At 72.2% G+C, this 18,025-nt stretch carries 15 protein-coding genes and 1 pseudogene; 9 read left to right on the forward strand and 7 right to left on the reverse strand.

All coding sequences use genetic code 11. The annotated features are described in order from the left end of the window. Positions 1-17 precede the first annotated feature (17 nt). Positions 18-2,225, reverse strand: a complete 2,208-nt coding sequence (locus WMF17_RS26835; RefSeq protein WP_437643984.1) for a TOMM precursor leader peptide-binding protein — start codon at positions 2,223-2,225, stop codon at positions 18-20. A 215-nt stretch (positions 2,226-2,440) separates the two neighbouring features. On the opposite strand from WMF17_RS26835, the gene WMF17_RS26840 reads away from it, so the two are divergent. Continuing rightward, positions 2,441-4,294 (forward strand): sigma 54-interacting transcriptional regulator, encoded by a 1,854-nt coding sequence (locus tag WMF17_RS26840; RefSeq protein WP_437643986.1) that lies wholly within the window; start codon positions 2,441-2,443, stop codon positions 4,292-4,294. 67 nt (positions 4,295-4,361) lie between these two features. Here WMF17_RS26840 and WMF17_RS26845 read toward each other — a convergent pair whose 3' ends face one another. Beyond that, positions 4,362-5,219 carry a sensor histidine kinase gene (locus WMF17_RS26845; RefSeq protein ID WP_437643988.1) on the reverse strand — a complete coding sequence of 286 codons (858 nt, stop codon included), beginning with the start codon at positions 5,217-5,219 and terminating at the stop codon, positions 4,362-4,364. Positions 5,220-5,939: 720 nt separating this feature from the next. Here WMF17_RS26845 and WMF17_RS26850 point away from each other — a divergent pair. After that, positions 5,940-6,860: a transposase gene (locus tag WMF17_RS26850; protein ID WP_437596019.1), complete on the forward strand. Its 921-nt coding sequence runs from the start codon at positions 5,940-5,942 to the stop codon at positions 6,858-6,860. Between the two features lie 371 nt (positions 6,861-7,231). Here WMF17_RS26850 and WMF17_RS26855 read toward each other — a convergent pair whose 3' ends face one another. Genes WMF17_RS26855 through WMF17_RS26865 form a run of 3 tightly spaced genes read right to left on the reverse strand, consistent with a single transcriptional unit; the run spans position 7,232 to position 10,792 of the window. Beyond that, positions 7,232-9,019, reverse strand: coding sequence for a hypothetical protein (locus tag WMF17_RS26855; protein WP_437643990.1), 1,788 nt, complete (start codon positions 9,017-9,019; stop codon positions 7,232-7,234). After that, positions 9,006-9,890 (reverse strand): S8 family peptidase, encoded by an 885-nt coding sequence (locus WMF17_RS26860; protein ID WP_437643992.1) that lies wholly within the window; start codon positions 9,888-9,890, stop codon positions 9,006-9,008. The genes WMF17_RS26855 and WMF17_RS26860 overlap by 14 nt, the downstream gene beginning before the upstream one ends. Continuing rightward, positions 9,887-10,792, reverse strand: coding sequence for a hypothetical protein (locus WMF17_RS26865; protein WP_437596022.1), 906 nt, complete (start codon positions 10,790-10,792; stop codon positions 9,887-9,889). The genes WMF17_RS26860 and WMF17_RS26865 overlap by 4 nt, the downstream gene beginning before the upstream one ends. Before the next feature lie 268 nt (positions 10,793-11,060). Between WMF17_RS26865 and WMF17_RS26870 the strand changes: the two genes are divergently transcribed. The 3 genes from WMF17_RS26870 (at position 11,061) to WMF17_RS26880 (ending at position 13,400) form a co-directional block, all read left to right on the forward strand. Next, positions 11,061-11,666, forward strand: coding sequence for a hypothetical protein (locus WMF17_RS26870; protein WP_437643994.1), 606 nt, complete (start codon positions 11,061-11,063; stop codon positions 11,664-11,666). Between the two features lie 413 nt (positions 11,667-12,079). After that, positions 12,080-12,517, forward strand: coding sequence for a DUF2382 domain-containing protein (locus tag WMF17_RS26875; protein WP_437643995.1), 438 nt, complete (start codon positions 12,080-12,082; stop codon positions 12,515-12,517). 112 nt (positions 12,518-12,629) lie between these two features. Next, positions 12,630-13,400, forward strand: a complete 771-nt coding sequence (locus WMF17_RS26880) for a YsnF/AvaK domain-containing protein (RefSeq protein ID WP_437596025.1) — start codon at positions 12,630-12,632, stop codon at positions 13,398-13,400. Between the two features lie 96 nt (positions 13,401-13,496). Here WMF17_RS26880 and WMF17_RS26885 read toward each other — a convergent pair whose 3' ends face one another. Further along, on the reverse strand, positions 13,497-14,003 hold the full coding sequence (locus WMF17_RS26885; protein WP_437643997.1) for a DUF6326 family protein: 507 nt from the start codon (positions 14,001-14,003) through the stop codon (positions 13,497-13,499). A gap of 73 nt (positions 14,004-14,076) precedes the next feature. Here WMF17_RS26885 and WMF17_RS26890 point away from each other — a divergent pair, with 73 nt between their 5' ends. Together WMF17_RS26890 and WMF17_RS26895 are read left to right on the forward strand one after the other, a co-directional pair. Beyond that, positions 14,077-14,934: a LysR family transcriptional regulator gene (locus WMF17_RS26890; RefSeq protein ID WP_437643999.1), complete on the forward strand. Its 858-nt coding sequence runs from the start codon at positions 14,077-14,079 to the stop codon at positions 14,932-14,934. A gap of 86 nt (positions 14,935-15,020) precedes the next feature. Further along, positions 15,021-15,314 (forward strand): hypothetical protein, encoded by a 294-nt coding sequence (locus WMF17_RS26895; RefSeq protein WP_437644001.1) that lies wholly within the window; start codon positions 15,021-15,023, stop codon positions 15,312-15,314. 126 nt (positions 15,315-15,440) lie between these two features. On the opposite strand, the pseudogene WMF17_RS26900 reads toward WMF17_RS26895, so the two are convergent. Then, a pseudogene (locus WMF17_RS26900) lies at positions 15,441-15,860 on the reverse strand (helix-turn-helix domain-containing protein); the annotation flags it as partial. A 919-nt stretch (positions 15,861-16,779) separates the two neighbouring features. On the opposite strand from WMF17_RS26900, the gene WMF17_RS26905 reads away from it, so the two are divergent. Both WMF17_RS26905 and WMF17_RS26910 read left to right on the forward strand, forming a co-directional pair. Further along, positions 16,780-17,190: a hypothetical protein gene (locus WMF17_RS26905; RefSeq protein ID WP_437644003.1), complete on the forward strand. Its 411-nt coding sequence runs from the start codon at positions 16,780-16,782 to the stop codon at positions 17,188-17,190. A 194-nt stretch (positions 17,191-17,384) separates the two neighbouring features. Beyond that, the gene (locus tag WMF17_RS26910; RefSeq protein WP_437644005.1) at positions 17,385-17,915 is read left to right on the forward strand and encodes a DUF4760 domain-containing protein; all 531 of its coding nucleotides are present in this window, start codon (positions 17,385-17,387) and stop codon (positions 17,913-17,915) included. Positions 17,916-18,025: the final 110 nt, after the last annotated feature.

Consider the following 18,025-nt stretch of genomic DNA (forward strand, 5'->3'; position numbering starts at 1 on the left):
CCTTGGCCGGATGCGGCCTAGACGTGGAGAGGCACCGGGTTCAGGTCCCCTTCCCGATTCGCCCGGTCGAGCCACCCGAGGCGGACCGGAACGTCGTAGAGGCGCCCCGGCCCGAAGCGGGGCCAGAAGTGCCGCAGCCCGGGCACCGCCACCTTGACGACGCACAGGCCCGTATCGGGCCGCGTCTGGTCGAGCACCACGGTCTCCAGGCCGACGCGCGCGGCGCGCGCCACGCAGTCGTTCACGTCGTCGCGCAGGTCGTCGCGCAGGGCGTAGGGATAATCGCCGCGCGTCCGCGCCGGGACGGCCTCGGCGGGAAACAGGTACGGCTCGCCCGCCAGGGAGGCGCGATCCCAGCCGCGGGGCGGCCCGAGGCCGCTCGGGTCGAAGAGCTGGTTGAGCTCGGTCAGCGCCCGCTGCACCCCGAGGCGGGCCTCGTGATGACAACCGAAGCCGAGGGTGAGCCGGGCGGTGTCCGGCGTGCGCGCCACGGCGACGAACGCCGGGATGCCGAGATCGGTCGTGACGTCGAGCACCCAGAGGCGCTGGCCGAGATCGCGGTAGTGGGCCTCGAGCGCGTCGAAGTACGGCTCTCCGAAGCTCGCCAGATCGACCGCGGGCCGGCGCGCGCGGTTGTACCACCAGAGCGCGACCGCATCGCGCTCCACGAGCTCCAGGAAGCCTTGCACGATCGCCTCCTCGATGCAGTTGCCGGCCGCGTGCCCGTTCGAGTCGAACGAGCAGAACGGCTCCCCGGACGCCGCCGGCAGGTGGAGATAGCAAGCAGCGGCCGGGAGGTAGCGCCGCCTGCCGTGGGTCAACGACCACGCAGGGGCCCAGTCGATGGCCGCGGCCGGGTCGTACGGCAGGGAGACCGCCTGCCGGGGGTCGCGCGCCCGGCCGAGCTGCGCGCCGCCGGCCTCCGCCGCGCGGAGCTGCGCCTCGCTGACGTGCTGCAGGGCGTCCGGGGGGATGCCGTCGCCGCCCAGCTCGGCCAGGCGCGCGCGGCGGAGGGGCGCGTCGCCGTGGTAGGTCGCGCTGTAGCGCTCGATCGCCTCGCACAGGGCGCTCGCCCGCGCCTGGGCGGGGGTGCGGCCCTTGCCGCTGCTCGCGCGGTGGAAGTCGCCGAAGGCGGGCGCGTCGCCCGCGGGGCAGGCGCGGTAGACGGCCGCGTAGACCGGCCGGAGCGGGTGATCGCGGCCCTCCAGGGGGCCAACGCTCGCGACGAGGCCGGTCGACGGGCTCACCTGGCGGCAGACGCGCGCGATGGTCGCGTCGGGCGGGACGGCGCGGTGGCCGCCGTCGTCGGTGAAGCGCTTCGGGCGGGACGCCAGCGTCACCGGCGCGAGCGCGCGCGCCCGCGCGCCCTCGGGGTCGCCGCAGGCCGGGCACTGGGGGCGCCGCTCGACCGGGTGCTCCGCGAGCCGCATGCACGCGAGATCGAGGCTGTAGAGGCGATCGTCGAGCGGGCCGGCGCCCCCCGCGGCGATCCAGCGCGCGAGGAGCACGGCGGCGAGCCCGAGCGCCGCGCGCCGGCCCGCAGGCAGGGCGACGCGCGGAGGCAGGAGCGGGTCGCCGCCGCCGCGCCGCCGCTCCAGGTACGCCTCGACCGGGCGGTTATGCCGCAGCCGGTGCGCAAGACAGGCCCAGCACGGCCCCGCGCCGGGGCAGAACATCGGCCCCATCCACGGCTCGACCCCGCCGGGCTTGACCGGCACCCAGCGGAGCACCTCCCGGAGCGCGCGCCGGTTCCACGCGTCGAGCCCGGCGTCCAGGTAATCGCCGGTCGCCAGGGCGACGATCGGGGCCTCCGGCTGCACGACGACGCCCGCCTCGGCGAGGGCGCCGGCGAGCGCCTGCGGATCCTCACCCCCGGCCGCCCGCACGGCGACGGGCGTCGACGCGAGCCGCTCCGCGGCGCGGCCGGCGTCCACCCCGAGCGCCTGCCAGAAGCCGGCGACCTCCGGCGCCGGCGCGGCCTCGGCGAGGTAGCCCCGCTGCTCCAGCCGCATCAGCGCATAGCGGACCTCGACGCCGGAGACCTCGCCGTCGAGCGCGGAGACGAGCTCGTCCTCGGTCCGGCGGCCATCGAGGAGCGGCCCGAGGAGCCCATAGACGCGGCCGCGGAGCATGAAGCGCTCGCGCTCGCCGATCAGGAACACGGTCTCCTTGTCACCAGCGGGCTCGACGCGCAGGTGGTGCTTGAATTGCAAGATGCGAGGCATGCGAGGCATGCGCGGCATGAGGGGCATGAACACCGGACCCGGTGAGCCATGTGGTGCGTCGCGGGCCGCAGGAGACGCCCGTGCCGGTGCGCAATTCAGCATCAGCGAGCGCCTGCCTGCGAGGCGGGCGGGCGGGCTCGCCGCCACGCGCCGCCCGGCGCGCAGCGTGGCGCCCGGGCCCCGGGACGACATCTCGTGAGAGGGGGATAAACAGCGTGTCAGTCATTCGCGAGGACAGCGGCATGGAGACAACGCCGCTGTCGAACAGCTTCATCGATGCGCTCCAGCGTGTCAGGCAGGACGACCGGCGCGTGGCCCTGCTCGTCTACCATCGCGACGGCGCCGAGCGCGTCGTGCTGAGCCCGGGCGCGCCGGTCGTCATCGGCCGCGCGCCGCCGTCGCAGGTCCAGATCCGCGACGTCAGCCTCTCGCGCGAGCACGCCCGCTTCACCCTGTCCGGCGACAACGTCCTCATCGAGGACCTGCGCTCGACCAACGGCACCTGGCTCGGCGGGGCGCGCGTCGCGCGCTGCGAGGCGAAGCCGGGGGACGAGGTGATCCTGGGCAAGGTGGTGGTCGCCGTCCGCGCGATCACGGCGGCCGAGGGCGAGCTGCCGGGCCTGCTGAGCCACGAGCAGCTCCGCGTCGCCCTCGAGGAGGAGGTGAGGCGCGCGCGGTACTTCGGGCGGAGCTTCGCCATCGTCATGGCCCGGCCCGCGCGCCAGCAGGACGCCCACGTGAGCCACCTGTTCCCGCGCGTGCGGGCGCTGCTGCGCCCCGTGGACCGGATCGCGCTCTACAGCTCGGACGTGGTGGCGGCGCTGCTCCTGGAGGCCGGGGCCGAGACGGCGCTCGACGTGGCGCGCGCGCTCGCCGCGCCGCCCGGGGGCGGGGGGCCCGTCATGCTCTCGGGATTCGCGACGTTCCCGGACGCGGGGACCGTGGCGGAGGAGCTGCTCCATCGGTGCTGGAGCGCGGTGCGCAGCGCGACGGTGGATCAGCCGGTGCGGTCGGCGCCGGGGGGGACAGTGAAGAGCTATCCGGGCTCCGGGCACACCGATCCCGTCGCCGCGAGCCCCGCGATGCTCCGGGTCTTCGAGATCGTCAAGCGGGTGGCGCGGTCGTCGATCCCGGTGCTCTTGCTGGGCGAGACGGGGACGGGCAAGGAGGTCGTGGCGCGCGCGATCCACGACCTCGGCCCGCGGAGCGGGAAGCCGATGGTGTGCGTCAACTGCGGGGGGATCCCGCAGCAGCTCGTCGAGAGCACGCTCTTCGGCCACGAGCGCGGCGCGTTCACCGGCGCGTGGCAGCAGCAGCGGGGGGTGTTCGAGGCGGCGGATGGGGGGACGGTGTTCCTCGACGAGATCGGCGAGCTGCCGGCCGCGGCGCAGGCCGCGCTCCTGCGCGTCCTCGAGACCCGGCAGGTGACCCGGGTCGGCTCGAACAAGCCGATCGAGGTCGACGCGCGCATCCTCGCGGCGACCCACCGCGACATCGAGACCATGTGCGCGTCCGGCGGGTTCCGCAGCGATCTGCTCTACCGCCTGAACGCGATGACGGTGACGATCCCTCCGCTCCGGGCGCGCCCGGACGACATCGAGCCGCTCGCGCTCCGCTTCCTCGAGCAGGCGAACCAGGCGAACGCTCGCTTCGTTCGCGGGTTCGACGCCGGGGCGCTCGCGCGGCTCCGGACCTACGCGTGGCCGGGGAACGCGCGGGAGCTGCGCAATGCGATCGAGCGGGCCGTGGTCATCGCCGAGGGCGAGTGGATCGCGGAGGAGGACCTGCCCGAGCGCGCGCGGGCGGCGCCGCCGCCGGCCGCGACGGCGGAGGAGCGCGAGCCGCCGTGCGACGGCGTCGAGCTCACGGCCGCGGCTCCTGAGGGGGACTTCCTGAAGGCGCGGCTCCAGCGCTGCGAGGCCGAGCTGATCGTCCAGGCGCTCCGCAAGGCGGGCGGGAACCAGACGGAGGCGGCGCGCGCGCTCGGCATGCCGCTGCGCACGCTCGTCTACAAGCTCAAGGCGCTCGGGATCAAGCGGCTCGGGTACGCGCCGCCCGGGGATCCGTAGCGCGGGATCATGGGTCCGTAGCGCGGGGTCATGGGTCCGTAGCGCGGGGTCATGGGCTCGACGGCGTTCACGGGAGGCGCGCGACGCTGGCCTGAATGGCAGGCTCGGGGCCGAGCGGGAGGTCGACGAGGAACGTCGAGCCGCGGCCCAGCGAGCTCTCCACGCCGATTTGGCCGCCGTGGGCGCGCGCGATCTCACGCGCGAGATAGAGCCCGAGGCCGAGACCACCGAAGTGCTCCACATCGCCCACGCGCTCGAAGCACGCGAAGATGCGCTCCTGGTCCTCGTCCGCGATGCCCGTGCCGTGATCGCGGACGAGGAGCTGCGCCCCCCTGGGAGAGGCCTTCACCTCGACGGAGATCGGCCGGCCTTCACCGAACATGATGGCATTCTTGACCAGGTTGAACACGAGGCGCCCGATCTGCTCGCGATGCCAGCGGCCGACCACGCCCTCCGGCGTGTCGACCGAGATCGAGGTGGACGGGGCGCTGAGCTCGATCGCAAGCCCGGCGACCACCTCCCGGACGAGCGCCCCGAGATCGACGCTCTGGCGCTCGGGCGCGAGCTGGCCCGCTCGGAGCGCGATCGCCTGGAGCATGTCGTCGCAGAGCCGGGCGAGCCGGTTGACCTGCCGGCCGACGACCTCGAGCGAGGCGACCCACGTCGACGCGTCCCCCGCCTGGCGCTCGCTCATTCGCTTCATCCTCTGCACCTGTAGCGCGAGCGAGGTCAGGGGCGTCTTGAGCTCATGGGATGCGAGCGTGAGGAACTCGTCCCGGAAGCCGTCCCCTCCGTCGTGCTCCGAGGCGCGAGCAGGCCGGCGTACATCGAGGGTTCCAGTGGGCTGCGGGTTCAGGGCGGACATGGTGAGCATCCCGGTCAACAGTGGATGGTCGTTCGTGGTCGTCGCGTCGTCGTCGTTCAAGCATCCGCGATGCCATGCGTCCGCGCCGCGGGCCGGAGCGTCATTCACCCTGGATCTTGCATGCGAGTCCAGGCTGCCGAGGGCGGGTGTGTCCTCGCGCGCGACCTGCGTTTGCTCAAGTACGCAAGAGGCGTACGAGGAGGCGGTGTCCGTGGGCAGGGAGGCCAGGACCGCCCGCGCGCCGGAAGAGCGGGGCGAGGCGCGTCGCGCGAGCCATGCCGTGGCGGGCCACCGTGGCGGGCCACCGTGGCGGGCCACCGTGGCGGGCCGTCGGCGAGGCCGGTGTGGATGGGGAGGTGTCGTGGCCGGCGAGGACGGCGGAGCATCGAGTAGATCAGGCTCGCCAGGACGTCCTTGACCCGAACCACGTGTTCCCCGTGAGCGGCCGCAGGCTACCGAGCGACGCTCCGATCACGACGAGCTCCAGAGGTCCCGTCCCGTTCGACTTTTCCTTCAACCGGCGCAGTGACCCGACCCAGGTTGCGAAGGTTGGGGCGACCCGACCCAGGTTGAGTGACCCGACCCAGGTTGAGTGACCCGAAGGTTGGGGTGACCCAGGTTGGGGTGACCCGGGTGACCCAAGGTTGGGGTTGGGGCGGGCGATCGACGGCAGCCTGGGGTGGCGGACAACCTGGCGGCCGCCACCCTCCGGGCGCACGGCAAGTCCTTGCAATCGCCCACCACGAGCCTCGGCACGGCGTTTGTTGATGTGCGCCAGCCATGAGCCAGCCCCGCGAGATCATCCCCGGCGCCACGTACCTGATCACCCGCCGTATCCTGCGCCGGCACCACCTCCTCCGCCCCGACGCGACCATCACCCAGCTCTTGGTCTACGCTCTCGCGGTCTCCAGCCGCCGCTACGGCATCGAGGTCCACGCGCTCTGCGCGATGTCAACGCATCTGCACCTCGTCGTGACCGACGTCAACGGCGTTTTGCCGCGCTTCCTGCAGTTCTTCCATCGTATCGCCGCGCTCGGCACGAAGGTGCTCCGCACGTGGGAAGGGCCGGTGTGGGACCACGAGCCCACGAGCGCGGTGCGGCTGCTGACCCGCGCCGCGTTGGTGGAGAAGATCGCGTACGTCCTCGCAAATCCTGTGGCCGCTGGCCTCGTCCAGCATGCGAACGAGTGGCCCGGCGCCAAGGTGGACGTGGGCGAGCTCGGTCGCGGCGTGCTGCACGCAGTACGGCCCTCGGCCTATCTCGACCCGGAAAACCCACAATGGCCCAAGGAAGCGACGCTCCCGCTCGCTCTGCCCCCGGCCATAGAGCAGGACAGCGCGGAAGCGTTTCGCCGCGAGGTCACCATCGAGCTCGAGCGACTGGAAGCGCAGGCACATGCCGAGGCGCAGCGGCAGGGACTCCGGTTCCTGGGCGCCGAGCGAGCCAGCAAGGTCTCCCCTTGCAAGCGGGCCACGAGCTTCGAGGCACTGCGCGATCGCAATCCGACGTTCGCGGTGGGCCGTGATCAGGGTGACGCATGGCGAATCGCTGGTGCCGCTGTGCGGGCGTTTCGCGCGTTGTACCGCGCGGCGCTCGAACGCTGGCGTGCCGGAATACGCAGCGTCGTCTTCCCGGCGGGGACGTGGTGGATGCGCACGTTCCACGGCGCCAGCGCGACCGATGTCGTGCTGGTGGTGTAGGCGCTGCGCGGGTGCGCTACACACTGAAATGCGCACGGGCGCGCGACAGCTGCGACGCGCTGTCGTGGGGACCGTTTGTTTTGAAAAGGCGGAGCGGGCGACAACTCCTCCGCACGGCGTTGCATGAATGGTTGTGCGTGGGTCATGGCGCGCCGAGCGCGTACGAGGCGGCGCCAGGGGCGAGGGGTTGTAGGGGCTGCTTGACCGAGCGGTGCCGCGCCTTAGCGGTTGGCGGCGACCCCAACCGATGGTCAACCCGGGTCGCTTCGAGAAAGGGGTCGATGGGTCAACCCGGGTCGGGCAATGAAAATGGATGGCTCAACCCTGGATGGCTCAACCCAGGTGGGTCACCCGGCTGATTGCGGACGCCCTCAACGCGTAACAACGAACCCCAGGGCCTCCAAGCTCGCGCCAACCTCATTGTCCCAGCCCAGCCGCGGAGCCAGGCGCAGCTCGCCCGGTGCAAGCGATGCCGTCAGTGCCAGCAGGGCGCCGACCTCGACCCCTTCGAGCTCGGCACCGGCGTCGCCTGCGAAGGGCGGGCAGAGCACGCGGCCGAACGGCGCGAGCGCTAGCGCGGTGCGCAGCGGCTCGCCGAGCACGGCACGCAAATCGTCGAGATCGCGGCCGATGGCGACCGGCGGGATGGCCGCCGGCCAGAGCCAGACCGCGAGGCCGGGCAGATCGGCGACGCAGGCCGCCGCCGCGCGCTCCGGCGGGAGTGCGAGGCCGCGGGCGCCGACGCGCGAGGCTGCGATCGCGGCGACGACGAGCCCCGGTGGCGCGAGCGTCAGCGCCGCGAGGCGACCCAGGTTGCGGTGCGCCGCAGTCCGGCGGGCGGCAACCACGGTGAGGTCGTCGGGTCGGTCGTAGACGAGCTCGACCTCGCGCTGGACGGCCACATGAGGCGCCGCCTGCGCCGCCGCCGCGAGCGCCCGCTCGCGGAGCCCGCCGTCCGGCGCCGGCCCGCCGTTATCCTGCGGCGGCGCGGCCTCCTCGATTTCCAGCCGCTCGCGGAGCAGCTGCGCCACCCGCGACGGCAGCCCCAGCGAGCCGAGCGACCAGGCCGCGGAGAACCAGTCGACCGGCGCCGCGGGCTCCGCGGGCGCGAGCGCCTCTGCCGACGCACGGTCCCACGCGGCGAGCGCCTCCCCGAGCGGATGGCCGAGCTCCCGGAACAGCGCGCCCGCCTCCTCGAGCGCCGCCGCCGCGCCGGGATCGCCGAGGTCCCGCCGCGCGCGCCCGGCAGCCCGCGCCGCGTAGGCGATCCAGGTCCGCAGCGGCGGCGCGGCGCCCGCGGCGACCTCGCGGGCGCAGCTCGCGAGCGCGAGGGCGTCATCGGCACGGCCCAGCTCGAGCGCGAGCTCCGAGAGGAACGCGAGCGCCCGGGCGCGGCCGAACGCATCGCCGAGGCGCGCGCACAGCCACTCCTGCCGCTGGAGCGCCGCGCGGGCGCGCTCGAGGGCGCCGAGCCCGAGCGCCGCCGCGCCGAGCTGGCCACAGGCGATCGCCTCGCCCACCGCATCGCCCCGGCGGCGATGGAGCTCGGCCGCATGCTCAAGCAGCGCCTCGGCCGCGCCGTGGGCGCCGAGGGTCACGTAGAGCGTGCCCAGCGAGTTCAGGATCTGCGCCCGCTCGCCGAGGAACGGCTCCGACCGGCGCAGCGCCGACAGCAGCGTGCGCTGCGCGGCCGCCGCGTCGCCGACGATCCGCTCGGCCGTGCCGCGGTAGTGGCCGGCCACGACCGCGGCGCGGCGGCCCGTGTCCCCTGCGCCCGCGATGGCGTCGAGCTCCGCGACGGCGGAGGCGCAGGCCGACCGCGCGTCGCGGCGCAGCCGCGCGAGCACCGCCTCGCACCGGGCGAGGTCCCGGGCCTCCGCCTCGCCTTCCCGGTCGAACGCCGCGGCGGCGCCCTCGAGCAGCACGACCGCGGCGTCCAGCGCCCCCTCGCGCAGCGCGAGCGCGCCCCGCCCGAAGCCGAGCGCCGCCGCGAGGAGCGGGCCTCCGGCAGGCGGCGCAGCCGGCGCCGCCGCTGGATCCCCGGCCTTCCCGAGGAGCACCGCGACACGGTCGAGCTCGGCGCGGACCTCGGCGCCCGGCGCGCTCCGGAGCAGCCGCGGCAGCGGCGACATCCTCTCGAGCGGGTCAAGCGGGAGCACGGCCATCCTCCAACTCCTCCGCGCCCGCGCGCTGCGGCGCCGCTCGCGCCGCCGTGGCGCCCTCCACCGCGCTCCTCCCCGCCCCGCGCGCGAGCTCGTGCAGCGCCGCCTTCACCGCCTCGATCGAGAGCTCCGGCCGGGCGGCGCGGATCCGCGCCACGTGCGCGGTCACGTGGGGCGCCGCGAACGAGGTTCCGGTCCAGCGCCGCTCGCCGCCGCCGGGCGCGGGCGCGAGCACCTCCTCGCCGGGCGCGAGGATCTCATGGTCCAGCGTGAGCTCGCTCCGGAGCGCCTCCGGGTCCTGGAGGGCCCCTCGACCGACGCCGATCAGCGACTTGAAGCGCCCTGGATAGGTGCGGAACGCCGCCGCGTTCGGGCCGGCGGCCACGAGCACGACCTCTGCCGTGTAGGCCGCGTCCGCGACCTCGTAGAGCTCGACGAGGGACCGGTAGTCGCCGGGGCGGAGCGGCGCGCTCCTCGGGATGTCGATACCGAGACTCAGGTTGACCACGGAGAAGCGCTCGCGGACGCAGAAGCGCAGCGCGGCGATGAGCCCCTCGCGCGAGCATCGTCCGTCCTCGCCGAGCGCGCGCACGCTCGTGATCTCGGCCCCGGGCGCCATGCGGTGGACGATGCCCGCGCACGCCGTCCCGTGCCCGCTGACGTCTCCCGGCGCGCACGGCGCGGCCTCGTGCGCGCCGCCGCGGCGGACCAGCGCGACGTGGCGCAGCGCCGCCGCGCTCAGCGCTGGGTGCGAGGCGTCGACGCCGGAGTCGACGAGCGCGACGCGCACGCCGGCGCCGCGGCGCGCCTCCCCGCGCGCCGCGTCGTCGAGGTCGCCGCCCGGTCCTGCCGGAGGGGGCGCCGTCACGCCGCGCTCCCCTCCCCCTCGGCGAGCGGCCCCTGTGCGCCGCCGGCGCCGCGCGCGTAGGCGTCGATCCGCGCGAGGAGGTCGAGGGCGAGGCGGGCCTCGGCCTCGCCGTGCTCGGCGAGCCTCCCCACCACCGCCGCGAGCTCCAGGCGGCGGCGGTACTCCGGCGTGAGCCGGAGCGCGTGGATGTGCCGCTCCAGCGCGGCGCGGAGCGAGGTCGGCGGCGGGGCCGCTCCTTCCTGCGCCGACTGGCCCGGCGCCTGCGCGAGCAGGTCTGGCATCGCGCGGGCGAAGAGCTCGAAGACGACCCGTTCGGTGCGGAACGACTCCACGGTGAGCGCGAGGACCTCGGCGAGCCGCTCGGCCATGTCGAGCTCCCTCGCTCCGAAGGGAGCGTCATGCGAGAAGAGCGCGGCGCCGCCCACGGTCGTCGCGCCGACGCGGATCGGCACGAAGATCGCGGCCGTCGGCGCCGCGGCCAACAGCGGCCGGAGCGGCGCGATCATCGGGTCGCCGTCGGACAGCCCCACCGCGTGCCCGCCGCCGCCGCCGAGCAGGAACGCGAACGGGGTTCCGCTCGGCGGCAGCTCCGCGCCCGGGGCGCGGAAGCCGGCGGCGTCGGCGACGACGGGCACCGTGAGCCGCCCGAGCGCCTCCATCTCGACCGCGACGAGCGCCTCCGAACACGGCACCGCGAGGCAGGCGAAGCGCAGGTGCTCTCCGAGCCCGCGCACGCGCGCCTCGACCGCGCCGAGGAGCGCCGCCGACTCGACGGTCGCGAGCAGATCGCGGAGGCGCGCGGTGAACGGGGCGAGCGGCGAGCGCAGCGCGTGCGGGTGGGGCGGGAGGGCCCGCGCCGGGGCGGGCGGGGCGCCCGGCGCGGAGCGGTCGGCGAGCGGCATGGTGCGGCGATGCTACCGCCGTAGGGCCCTCGAGCGAACCGCCATGACGCCCGCGCCGAGCCGCTGCCCCCCGGACAGCGCTGCCGCGGGCGCGGCGGGCCGCCTCCCGCCCTGCGAGGTTCGGGTTGACGTGCCCTGCTCCTCTCCTAGCATGCAAAGACATGCGGCGATCCGGCTGCCCCGCGCACCGTCCGAAGCGATCGACCGCGCACGCGGCAGACGGATCGCGGTTCACGGCCGCGAGGCCCCTCGATCCGGCGCGGGCGCGATGAGCCCGTCCGTCCGCGAGCAGCGGCTCCGTCTCGCCGTCGTCCTCTGGGGTGTCCTCGGCGTCGTGGCCGTCCTGATCGAGGCGATCTACCGGCTCGGGGCCACGGCGGTTCACATCCTGACAACCCACGATCTCACGACAGCCCAGCTCATTCTTCTTGCGGCCTGGACGGTCGTGATCGCCTATTTCGAGGGGTATCGCGGTTTTCAGCAGCGCTTCTCGCCGCGGGTGATCGCGCGCGCGCTCCACCTCGCGGAGCACCGTCGGCCCCTGCATGTGGCGCTGGCGCCGCTCTACTGCATGGCGCTCTTCCACACGACGCGCCGCCGGCTGATCGCGACGTGGGTGCTCATCGCGGGCATCGTGGCGCTCATCCTGCTCGTCCGGCAGATGTCCCCGCCCTACCGCGCGATCGTCGACGCGGGCGTCGCGTTTGCGCTCGCCTGGGGGACCGTGTCCATCCTCGTCTACCTCGCGCGGGGGCTCGCGGGCCGCCCGCTCGGCATCCCGGCGGACGTGCCGGAGGACGCGCTCCGCGCGGGCAGCGGCGCGGGGCAGCTCGCCCGTCCGGCCGTGCAGGCGGGCGGCCCCTGCGATCCGTGAAGCCGTGCAGACGGGCGGGCGGCCCCTGCGGACCAGGAGCTCCGCGCAGGCGACCGACCTCCGCAACAGCACAGCCATGCGGGCGAGCGGCGCTGTGACGCCCGATCGGCCCGGCTCATCATACGCCCTGATCTGAACCGCGTCGCGGCCTCACCTGTGGCCTTCTGGTCATCGCCTCCGACGTCGCGATTCGCGGCAACAAATACTTTGTAAACACATCTTCATGTCACGCGTGTGGCGCGATGCCTCGCGCGGCGCGGCCCGCGCAGGGGAGAGCGCGCTGTCGCGCGGCGCCTCGACGCCTGCGGCCGCAGTTGGCCCGGACCGTGCTCCAGACCGGGGACGACCGGGAGCGCTCGTCGAGGGCGCGTCACCGACGAAGAACCGCGCTCCGTGGAGCGCACCGGGGCACCGTGCAGGACTCGATCAACAGCCAGAGACCGGCCGACGAGAGAGCAGAGATCGCCGACGAGCTCATCGTGCCTGTCGTCGCGCAGGAGCTCGAGGTGCAGAAGCGCACGGTCGAGTCTGGACGCGTCCGCATCGCCAAGCAGGTTCACGAGCGGGTGGAGGCCGTCGAGGAGCCGCTCGTGAGCGAGCGCGTCGTCGTGGAGCGCGTCGCCGTCAATCAGGTGGTGACGGAGCCGCCCGCGACCCGGCAGGAGGGCGACACCCTGATCGTGCCGGTCGTCGAGGAGGTGCTCTTCGTCGAGAAGCGCCTGGTGCTGAAGGAAGAGCTCCGCATCACCCGGATCCGCGCGGTCGAGATGAGCCCGCCGGAGCGCGTCACGCTCCGGAGCGAGGACGTACGGGTGGAGCGCGTGCCTCCGCGCGATCGCGACGGCGAGTGAAGAGTTTTCGAGGGGCTCCGGCGTCCCGGACCCCGAGCCACGAACCCCACCCTCGCGCGCGGCGCGGGGGACAACGGTCCAGAGGGACCCCACCGACCCTGGAGGTCATGTCATGAATCACAGCGAACGTTCCATGTCCCCGTCCCAGCGCTCTCAGCAGCTGAGCAAGTCCCAGCAGACCACCAAGACCGCCACCTCGACCGCCAGGACCGAGGACCTCCGGGCCGACGTCCTGCAGGAGCAGCTCGCCGTCCCCGTGATCGAGGAGGAGCTCCAGGTCGGCAAGCGCGAGGTGAACCGCGGGGGCGTGCGCGTGTCGAGCCGCCTGGTCGAGCAGCCGATCCAGGAGTCGGTGAGGCTGCGCGAGGAGCACGTCCACGTCGAGCGGCACCCGGTGGATCGGCCGGTTCAGCCGGCGGCGCTCGACGCCTTCCAGTCCGGCACCGTGGAGCTCGTCGAGACCGACGAGGAGGCGGTCGTCGCCAAGAAGGCGCGCGTCATCGAGGAGGTCGTCGTCAGCAAGGCGGTCACCCAGCGGACCGAGCAGATCCGGGAGACCTTGCGTCACACCGAGGTCCACGTCGAGCCGGTCAGCGCGGCCGAGCGCAGCAACGGCGTGAGAGGGTACGAGCAGTACGACACCGACTTCCGGCAGCACTACCAGACGGGCGCCTACGCCAAGCACGGCTATGCCTACGAGCAGGTCGCGCCGGCGTATCTGTTCGGCTACCAGCTCGGCACGTCCAAGAACTTCAAGGGACACGACTGGACGACCATCGAGATGGAAGCGGGCAAGGCGTGGGAGGAGCGCAACCCCGGGACCTGGGAGCACATGAAGGCCGCGGTGCGGCACGCCTGGGACAAGGTCACGGACAAGGCGTAGGAGCGCGGCGCTGGCACGCCGCTGAGCCCCCGAGACGGGAGGGCGCTGGAGGCGCCGGGAGATGGGTTCTCTCGGCGTCTCTTTGCTTGCTCCGATTCAGGACCAGCCCTCTTCCAGCCGCGCCGCATGGGCGCCGGGGCCTCGGGCTCGTGCCTCGCTCGCGGGGCGCGGCTTCCACCGGAAGGCCAGCACCACGATGAGCGTCGTGCACGCGATCTCGATCGTCGCGAAGAAGAGATAATAGCCGGCGGTGGGACCCATCATGAGCGTCGCCGCGACGACCGCGGTCTTGACGGCGCCGGCCACGATGTTGGCCCACCGGTTGGCCCGATGCGGCAAGACGCGCGACAGGAGCGTCATCGCGATCGGGATCTCCATGAGCACGGCTGCGCCGAGGAGGAACTCGCGGGTGATCCGGAGCGAGTCGACCTGGCCGCGCAGGTACTGCGCGAGCATCGTGGAGTCCATCAGCCCCACGACGTCGGCATAGAGGTAGTTGAACATCGCGAAGACCCACAGCGCCGAGAGGAGGCGCTGCATGTCCCGGGGCGGCGCGTGGATCGCGGCGGGCGGCGTCGAGAGGGTGTGTTCCGGGTGCCTCATGCGATGAACGTAGCGGTTCACATTCGTTCAACCGATGGTTGAATCCGCAGATTCACTGTGCAAGGATGCACAGGTGGACTGGGACGACCTGCGGCACGTGCTCGCCCTCGCGCGGCACGGCACGCTGAGCCGCGCTGGCGTCGCGCTGCGGACGACCCACACGACGGTGGCGCGCCGCATCCGGGCGCTCGAGGAGCGCCTGGGGGTTCTGCTCTTCGCGCAGACGCCCGACGGCTACGTGGCCACGGCGGCGGGCCAGGACGTGGTGGAGGTCGCCGAGCGGACCGAGGGCGAGCTGCTGGCGCTCGAGGCGCGCGTGCTCGGCCGGGACGCGCAGCTCCAGGGGAGGCTCCGCGTATCCACGATGGATATGCTCTTTCGCGTGTACCAGCCGGCGTTCTCGTCGTTCACCGAGCGCTACCCGGGCGTCGAGCTGACGGTCGCCTCCGGCGACAGCGAGGTCAGCCTGCCGCGCCGCGAGGCCGACGTCGTGCTGCGCATGACGAGCTCACCCCCCGAGCACCTCGTGGGGCGCAAGGTCGGCCGCGTCCAGTTCGCCGTGTACGCGAGCAAGGGCCTCGCGGAGCGCGCGGGGCAGCCGGCGCGCTACGCCGACTTCCCCTGGATCCACTGGGACGAGCGGCTCGACCCGCGCTGGCTCGACGCGTGGCTGGCGGCGAACGTTCCGGGCGCGCGCATCGCGATGCGGGTGGACTTCAGCTCGATGGCGCTCCAGGAGGCGGTCGCCGCGGGGATCGGCGCGCACTTCCTCGCCTGCATCGCGGCGGACGGCGACCCGCGGCTCGCGCGCATCGGCCCGATCGACCCCGCGTTCGACCGCGACCTCTGGCTGCTCACGCTCCCCGAGCTGAGGAACGTGAACCGCATCCGCGCGTTCATGGAACACATGGCCGAGGCGCTGTCGGCTTGACGCCGCGCTCGCACGGGAGCCGCGTGGGGGCTCACGCCGGTGGGGCGCCGAGCTCCGCGCGCCGGCGCTCGCGACGGGAAGCCGGAATGCGCAAGCCCCACGACATCCTCATCGAAGACAACGTCTTCTGGGGGGGGGACCGCGAGCATCATCACCACTACGTAGCGAGCAGGAAGAACGATTTCGCGACGACCACGATTCGCGGCAATTTCTTCGTCGAGCGGCAGATGGGCTGGGGGAATTCCCTCAAAGCTTCGGAGGACGATCACAAGGTGGGCGTGGAAGCCCAGCCGAAGCCGTCGGCCGGCTGGCACATCGTTCGCTCTCCGGAGATCAAGAGATCAAGTCGAAATACGAGAACTATCGCCTCATCACCGTGAACGAGGACGGCGCCTTCGTGGTCCGCGGCGACGTCCCGATCACGAGGGGAGGGAGCAGCTGAGCCGCAGCCCGCCGGAGGCGCGTCGCCGCCGGCAGCGGTAGCGCCTGTGCCGGTCCTCTTCTCGTCACCCTTCCTCGCGCTCACACCCGTACTTCTCGCGGATCTCCGTCGCCATCCGGCGCACCACCGCGCCTGCGTCCGCGCGCACGTGCAGCTCCAGCCCCGGCATCAGCTCCACGCGCCGCCACGCCCGACCGATCTCCGCCGCGTCCGCGCGCTCCCCCGCGCCGGGCGCCCCGCTCGCGGGCGGCTCCGGCGGCAGCACCTCCCTCGCCAGCTCCTCGAGCGGGATCTCGGCGAGCTTCCGCTTGATCTCCGGGAGCAGCAGGTTGTGCTCGCGCAGCTTCTTGATCGCGAGCGCCCGCACGAGGTGCTCGCGGCCATATGTCGTGCGGCGGCCGCGGAACGCGGGCTTGTCCATCAGCCCCTCCGCGATCCAGTGCTTGATCGTGCCGGTGCTCACGCCGGCGGCGCGCGCCAGCTCGACGGCGCTGTAACCGCGCGGGGCGACGGGGGGCGACGGGGGGCGACGGGGGGCGTGGGGACCAGGGGCATCGAGACATCCTAGCCAACAAACAAGACAACAATCAACTCAATCTAGAGAATACGTCTTGGTTTCTAGAAAGACCCGGGCTACATCCAGAATATAGATGCCATAATATGGCTTACTGGAAGCTAAATCGAGATAATCGACTCAAACAACAAGACAATCATGGCCTGGATCCAGATAAATCACTCAGGAATCAAGCGAATCGGGCACGATCCGGGCTGTAGAGTAGCCCCCGGCCAATCCCTTCGGGGGCCCTCGCCAGATCCGGACAAGGAGATTTCCACCATCCGGCTCTTCCGCCGAGAGAGCTCCGGGAGACGTCCAGATCTGGACGCGGTTCTGCGGCCCAAGCAGCGGGAAGTCCCGCAGCAGGTCTTGAAACCGCTTCCAGTTCAGGTGCGCACGCTGGCTCCGCCGGCATAGCCACTTGTGCCATGCCCGTCCGGCCTCACGGGTCAAGAGCGCGATGCTCCGGATGTCTCCGTTTACGCCGAAGTAGTTGCAGTGCCCGACGATGCGTCGTGTGAGCGCGGCGTGCTGTTCCTTGACCGATCGCCGTACCCTTCGCAGGGTCCGTCGCAAGGCTGGCTTCCGGCTGGTCGGGCGTGACCTTGACCGGGCGGGATTCGCACCCGCTGGACGACAACCCCGCTTTCAGAAGCTACCGCTCCACTCCTTTCCCTCGGGACCAGCCCCCCCTCTGTGCCAACGTCGGGTGAGACAGGCTTCTCCTGGAAATCTGTGGTGAGAGGGCGGAGAATGGATCTGACCCGTGCCGAAGCCCTCCCATCTCCGATCCGTCGATCCTACCCCCGCCCCAGCGGCTCAGGGCGCTGCTCCCCGCCCGAGTGGCGTGGCCGTCGAGACCGCGCCGAAGCCGGGCAAGAGGCGGAAGCTTTCGGCGGCGGAGATGCTGCGCATCGTTCGCGAGGCGGCCGCGTGCACGCAGCGCGGGGACATCGAGGCGCTGCTGCGCCGCGACGGCATCTACAGCTCCCTCCTGACGGCCTGGCGCAAGCAGCTCGCCCTCCACGGCAGCGAGGCCCTCGCGGGGCGCAAGCCCGGCCGCAAGCCGAAGCAGGACGCGAAGGACCGGCGCATCGCCGAGCTCGAGCAGCGCTCGGCGCGGCTCGAAGAGAAGCTCGCGCTCGCCGAGAAGCTCATCGGCCTCCAAGAAAAAGCCTCTGCCATTCTGGGCGTCAACCTCACGAACGACGGTCGGGCGGGAGCGACGAGCGACGCGCGCAGCGTCGTGGGCCGATGAAGCACGCCAAGCCGACGCTCTCCGCCGCGGCCCCCAACCCGCTCTGGACGTGGGATATCGCCGAGCTGCGCGGCGCGTCCCTCAACGCGATCCACTCATAGGATTCTCGTCCGGCCTGTCTCGAACCTGTTGGCAACTTCCGCCATCGACCTCCACGAAACAAACCCACACATCAACAACCACAAGACAACACCATGGGCACACACGAAGCGATCTCCATATGCCTCGGCGCTCTCGGGTTCATAACCAGCCTGGCAACGCTCTTGCTGGCGATCAAGACACTAAGGGCAGACCATGAACGGCGCAAGAAACAGGCCACAATAGAGTACGCGAACGATATTCGCGATCTCTGGCAGGAAAGGAGAGTTGCCATAGAGAGTGGCATCGGCAGAAAAATCGAAGCCAACAGCAAGTCACTCACAGAGAAAGAGGTAGAAACGATCAAGAATTCGCCGGAGCTGAGAGACGCAGTGAGAGAGCTCCTCGCTCGACTGGAGCATCTATCGGTCGGCATCAACACATGCGTCTTCGACAAGAACCTACTCTATAGAATGTCCGGAAGCTATCTGATAAGAGTCTACGCGTTCATGGAGCCTTACATTACATCAGTTCGACCGAACAGCAACTTCGCCTACATCGAACTCGAATGCATGATAAAAGACTTCATGGACCAGAAGAGGGCCAACCCTGATCCGCGCACGGTCGGGGACATGAACTTCTCCTGAGTCGCCCCGAAGCCGACGCCATGGGCGAAGCCGAGCACCGGCCCTGCGACGCCGCTGCCCATGAACGGCGGGCCGACGCTGCTCGTCCCGATCTCCGGGAACGCCGCGCA

The sequence above is a fragment of the Sorangium sp. So ce362 genome, from assembly GCF_051519845.1.
Taxonomy (GTDB): Bacteria; Myxococcota_A; Polyangia; order Polyangiales; family Polyangiaceae; genus Sorangium.

Coding starts and splice junctions, on each gene's coding strand:
- WMF17_RS26835 (WP_437643984.1), bottom strand. CDS start 2,225: ATGCCTCGCATCTTGCAATTCAAGCACCACCTGCGCGTCGAGCCCGCT.
- WMF17_RS26850 (WP_437596019.1), top strand. CDS start 5,940: ATGAGCCAGCCCCGCGAGATCATCCCCGGCGCCACGTACCTGATCACC.
- WMF17_RS26865 (WP_437596022.1), bottom strand. CDS start 10,792: ATGCCGCTCGCCGACCGCTCCGCGCCGGGCGCCCCGCCCGCCCCGGCG.
- WMF17_RS26870 (WP_437643994.1), top strand. CDS start 11,061: ATGAGCCCGTCCGTCCGCGAGCAGCGGCTCCGTCTCGCCGTCGTCCTC.
- WMF17_RS26880 (WP_437596025.1), top strand. CDS start 12,630: ATGAATCACAGCGAACGTTCCATGTCCCCGTCCCAGCGCTCTCAGCAG.
- WMF17_RS26885 (WP_437643997.1), bottom strand. CDS start 14,003: ATGAGGCACCCGGAACACACCCTCTCGACGCCGCCCGCCGCGATCCAC.
- WMF17_RS26895 (WP_437644001.1), top strand. CDS start 15,021: ATGCGCAAGCCCCACGACATCCTCATCGAAGACAACGTCTTCTGGGGG.
- WMF17_RS26910 (WP_437644005.1), top strand. CDS start 17,385: ATGGGCACACACGAAGCGATCTCCATATGCCTCGGCGCTCTCGGGTTC.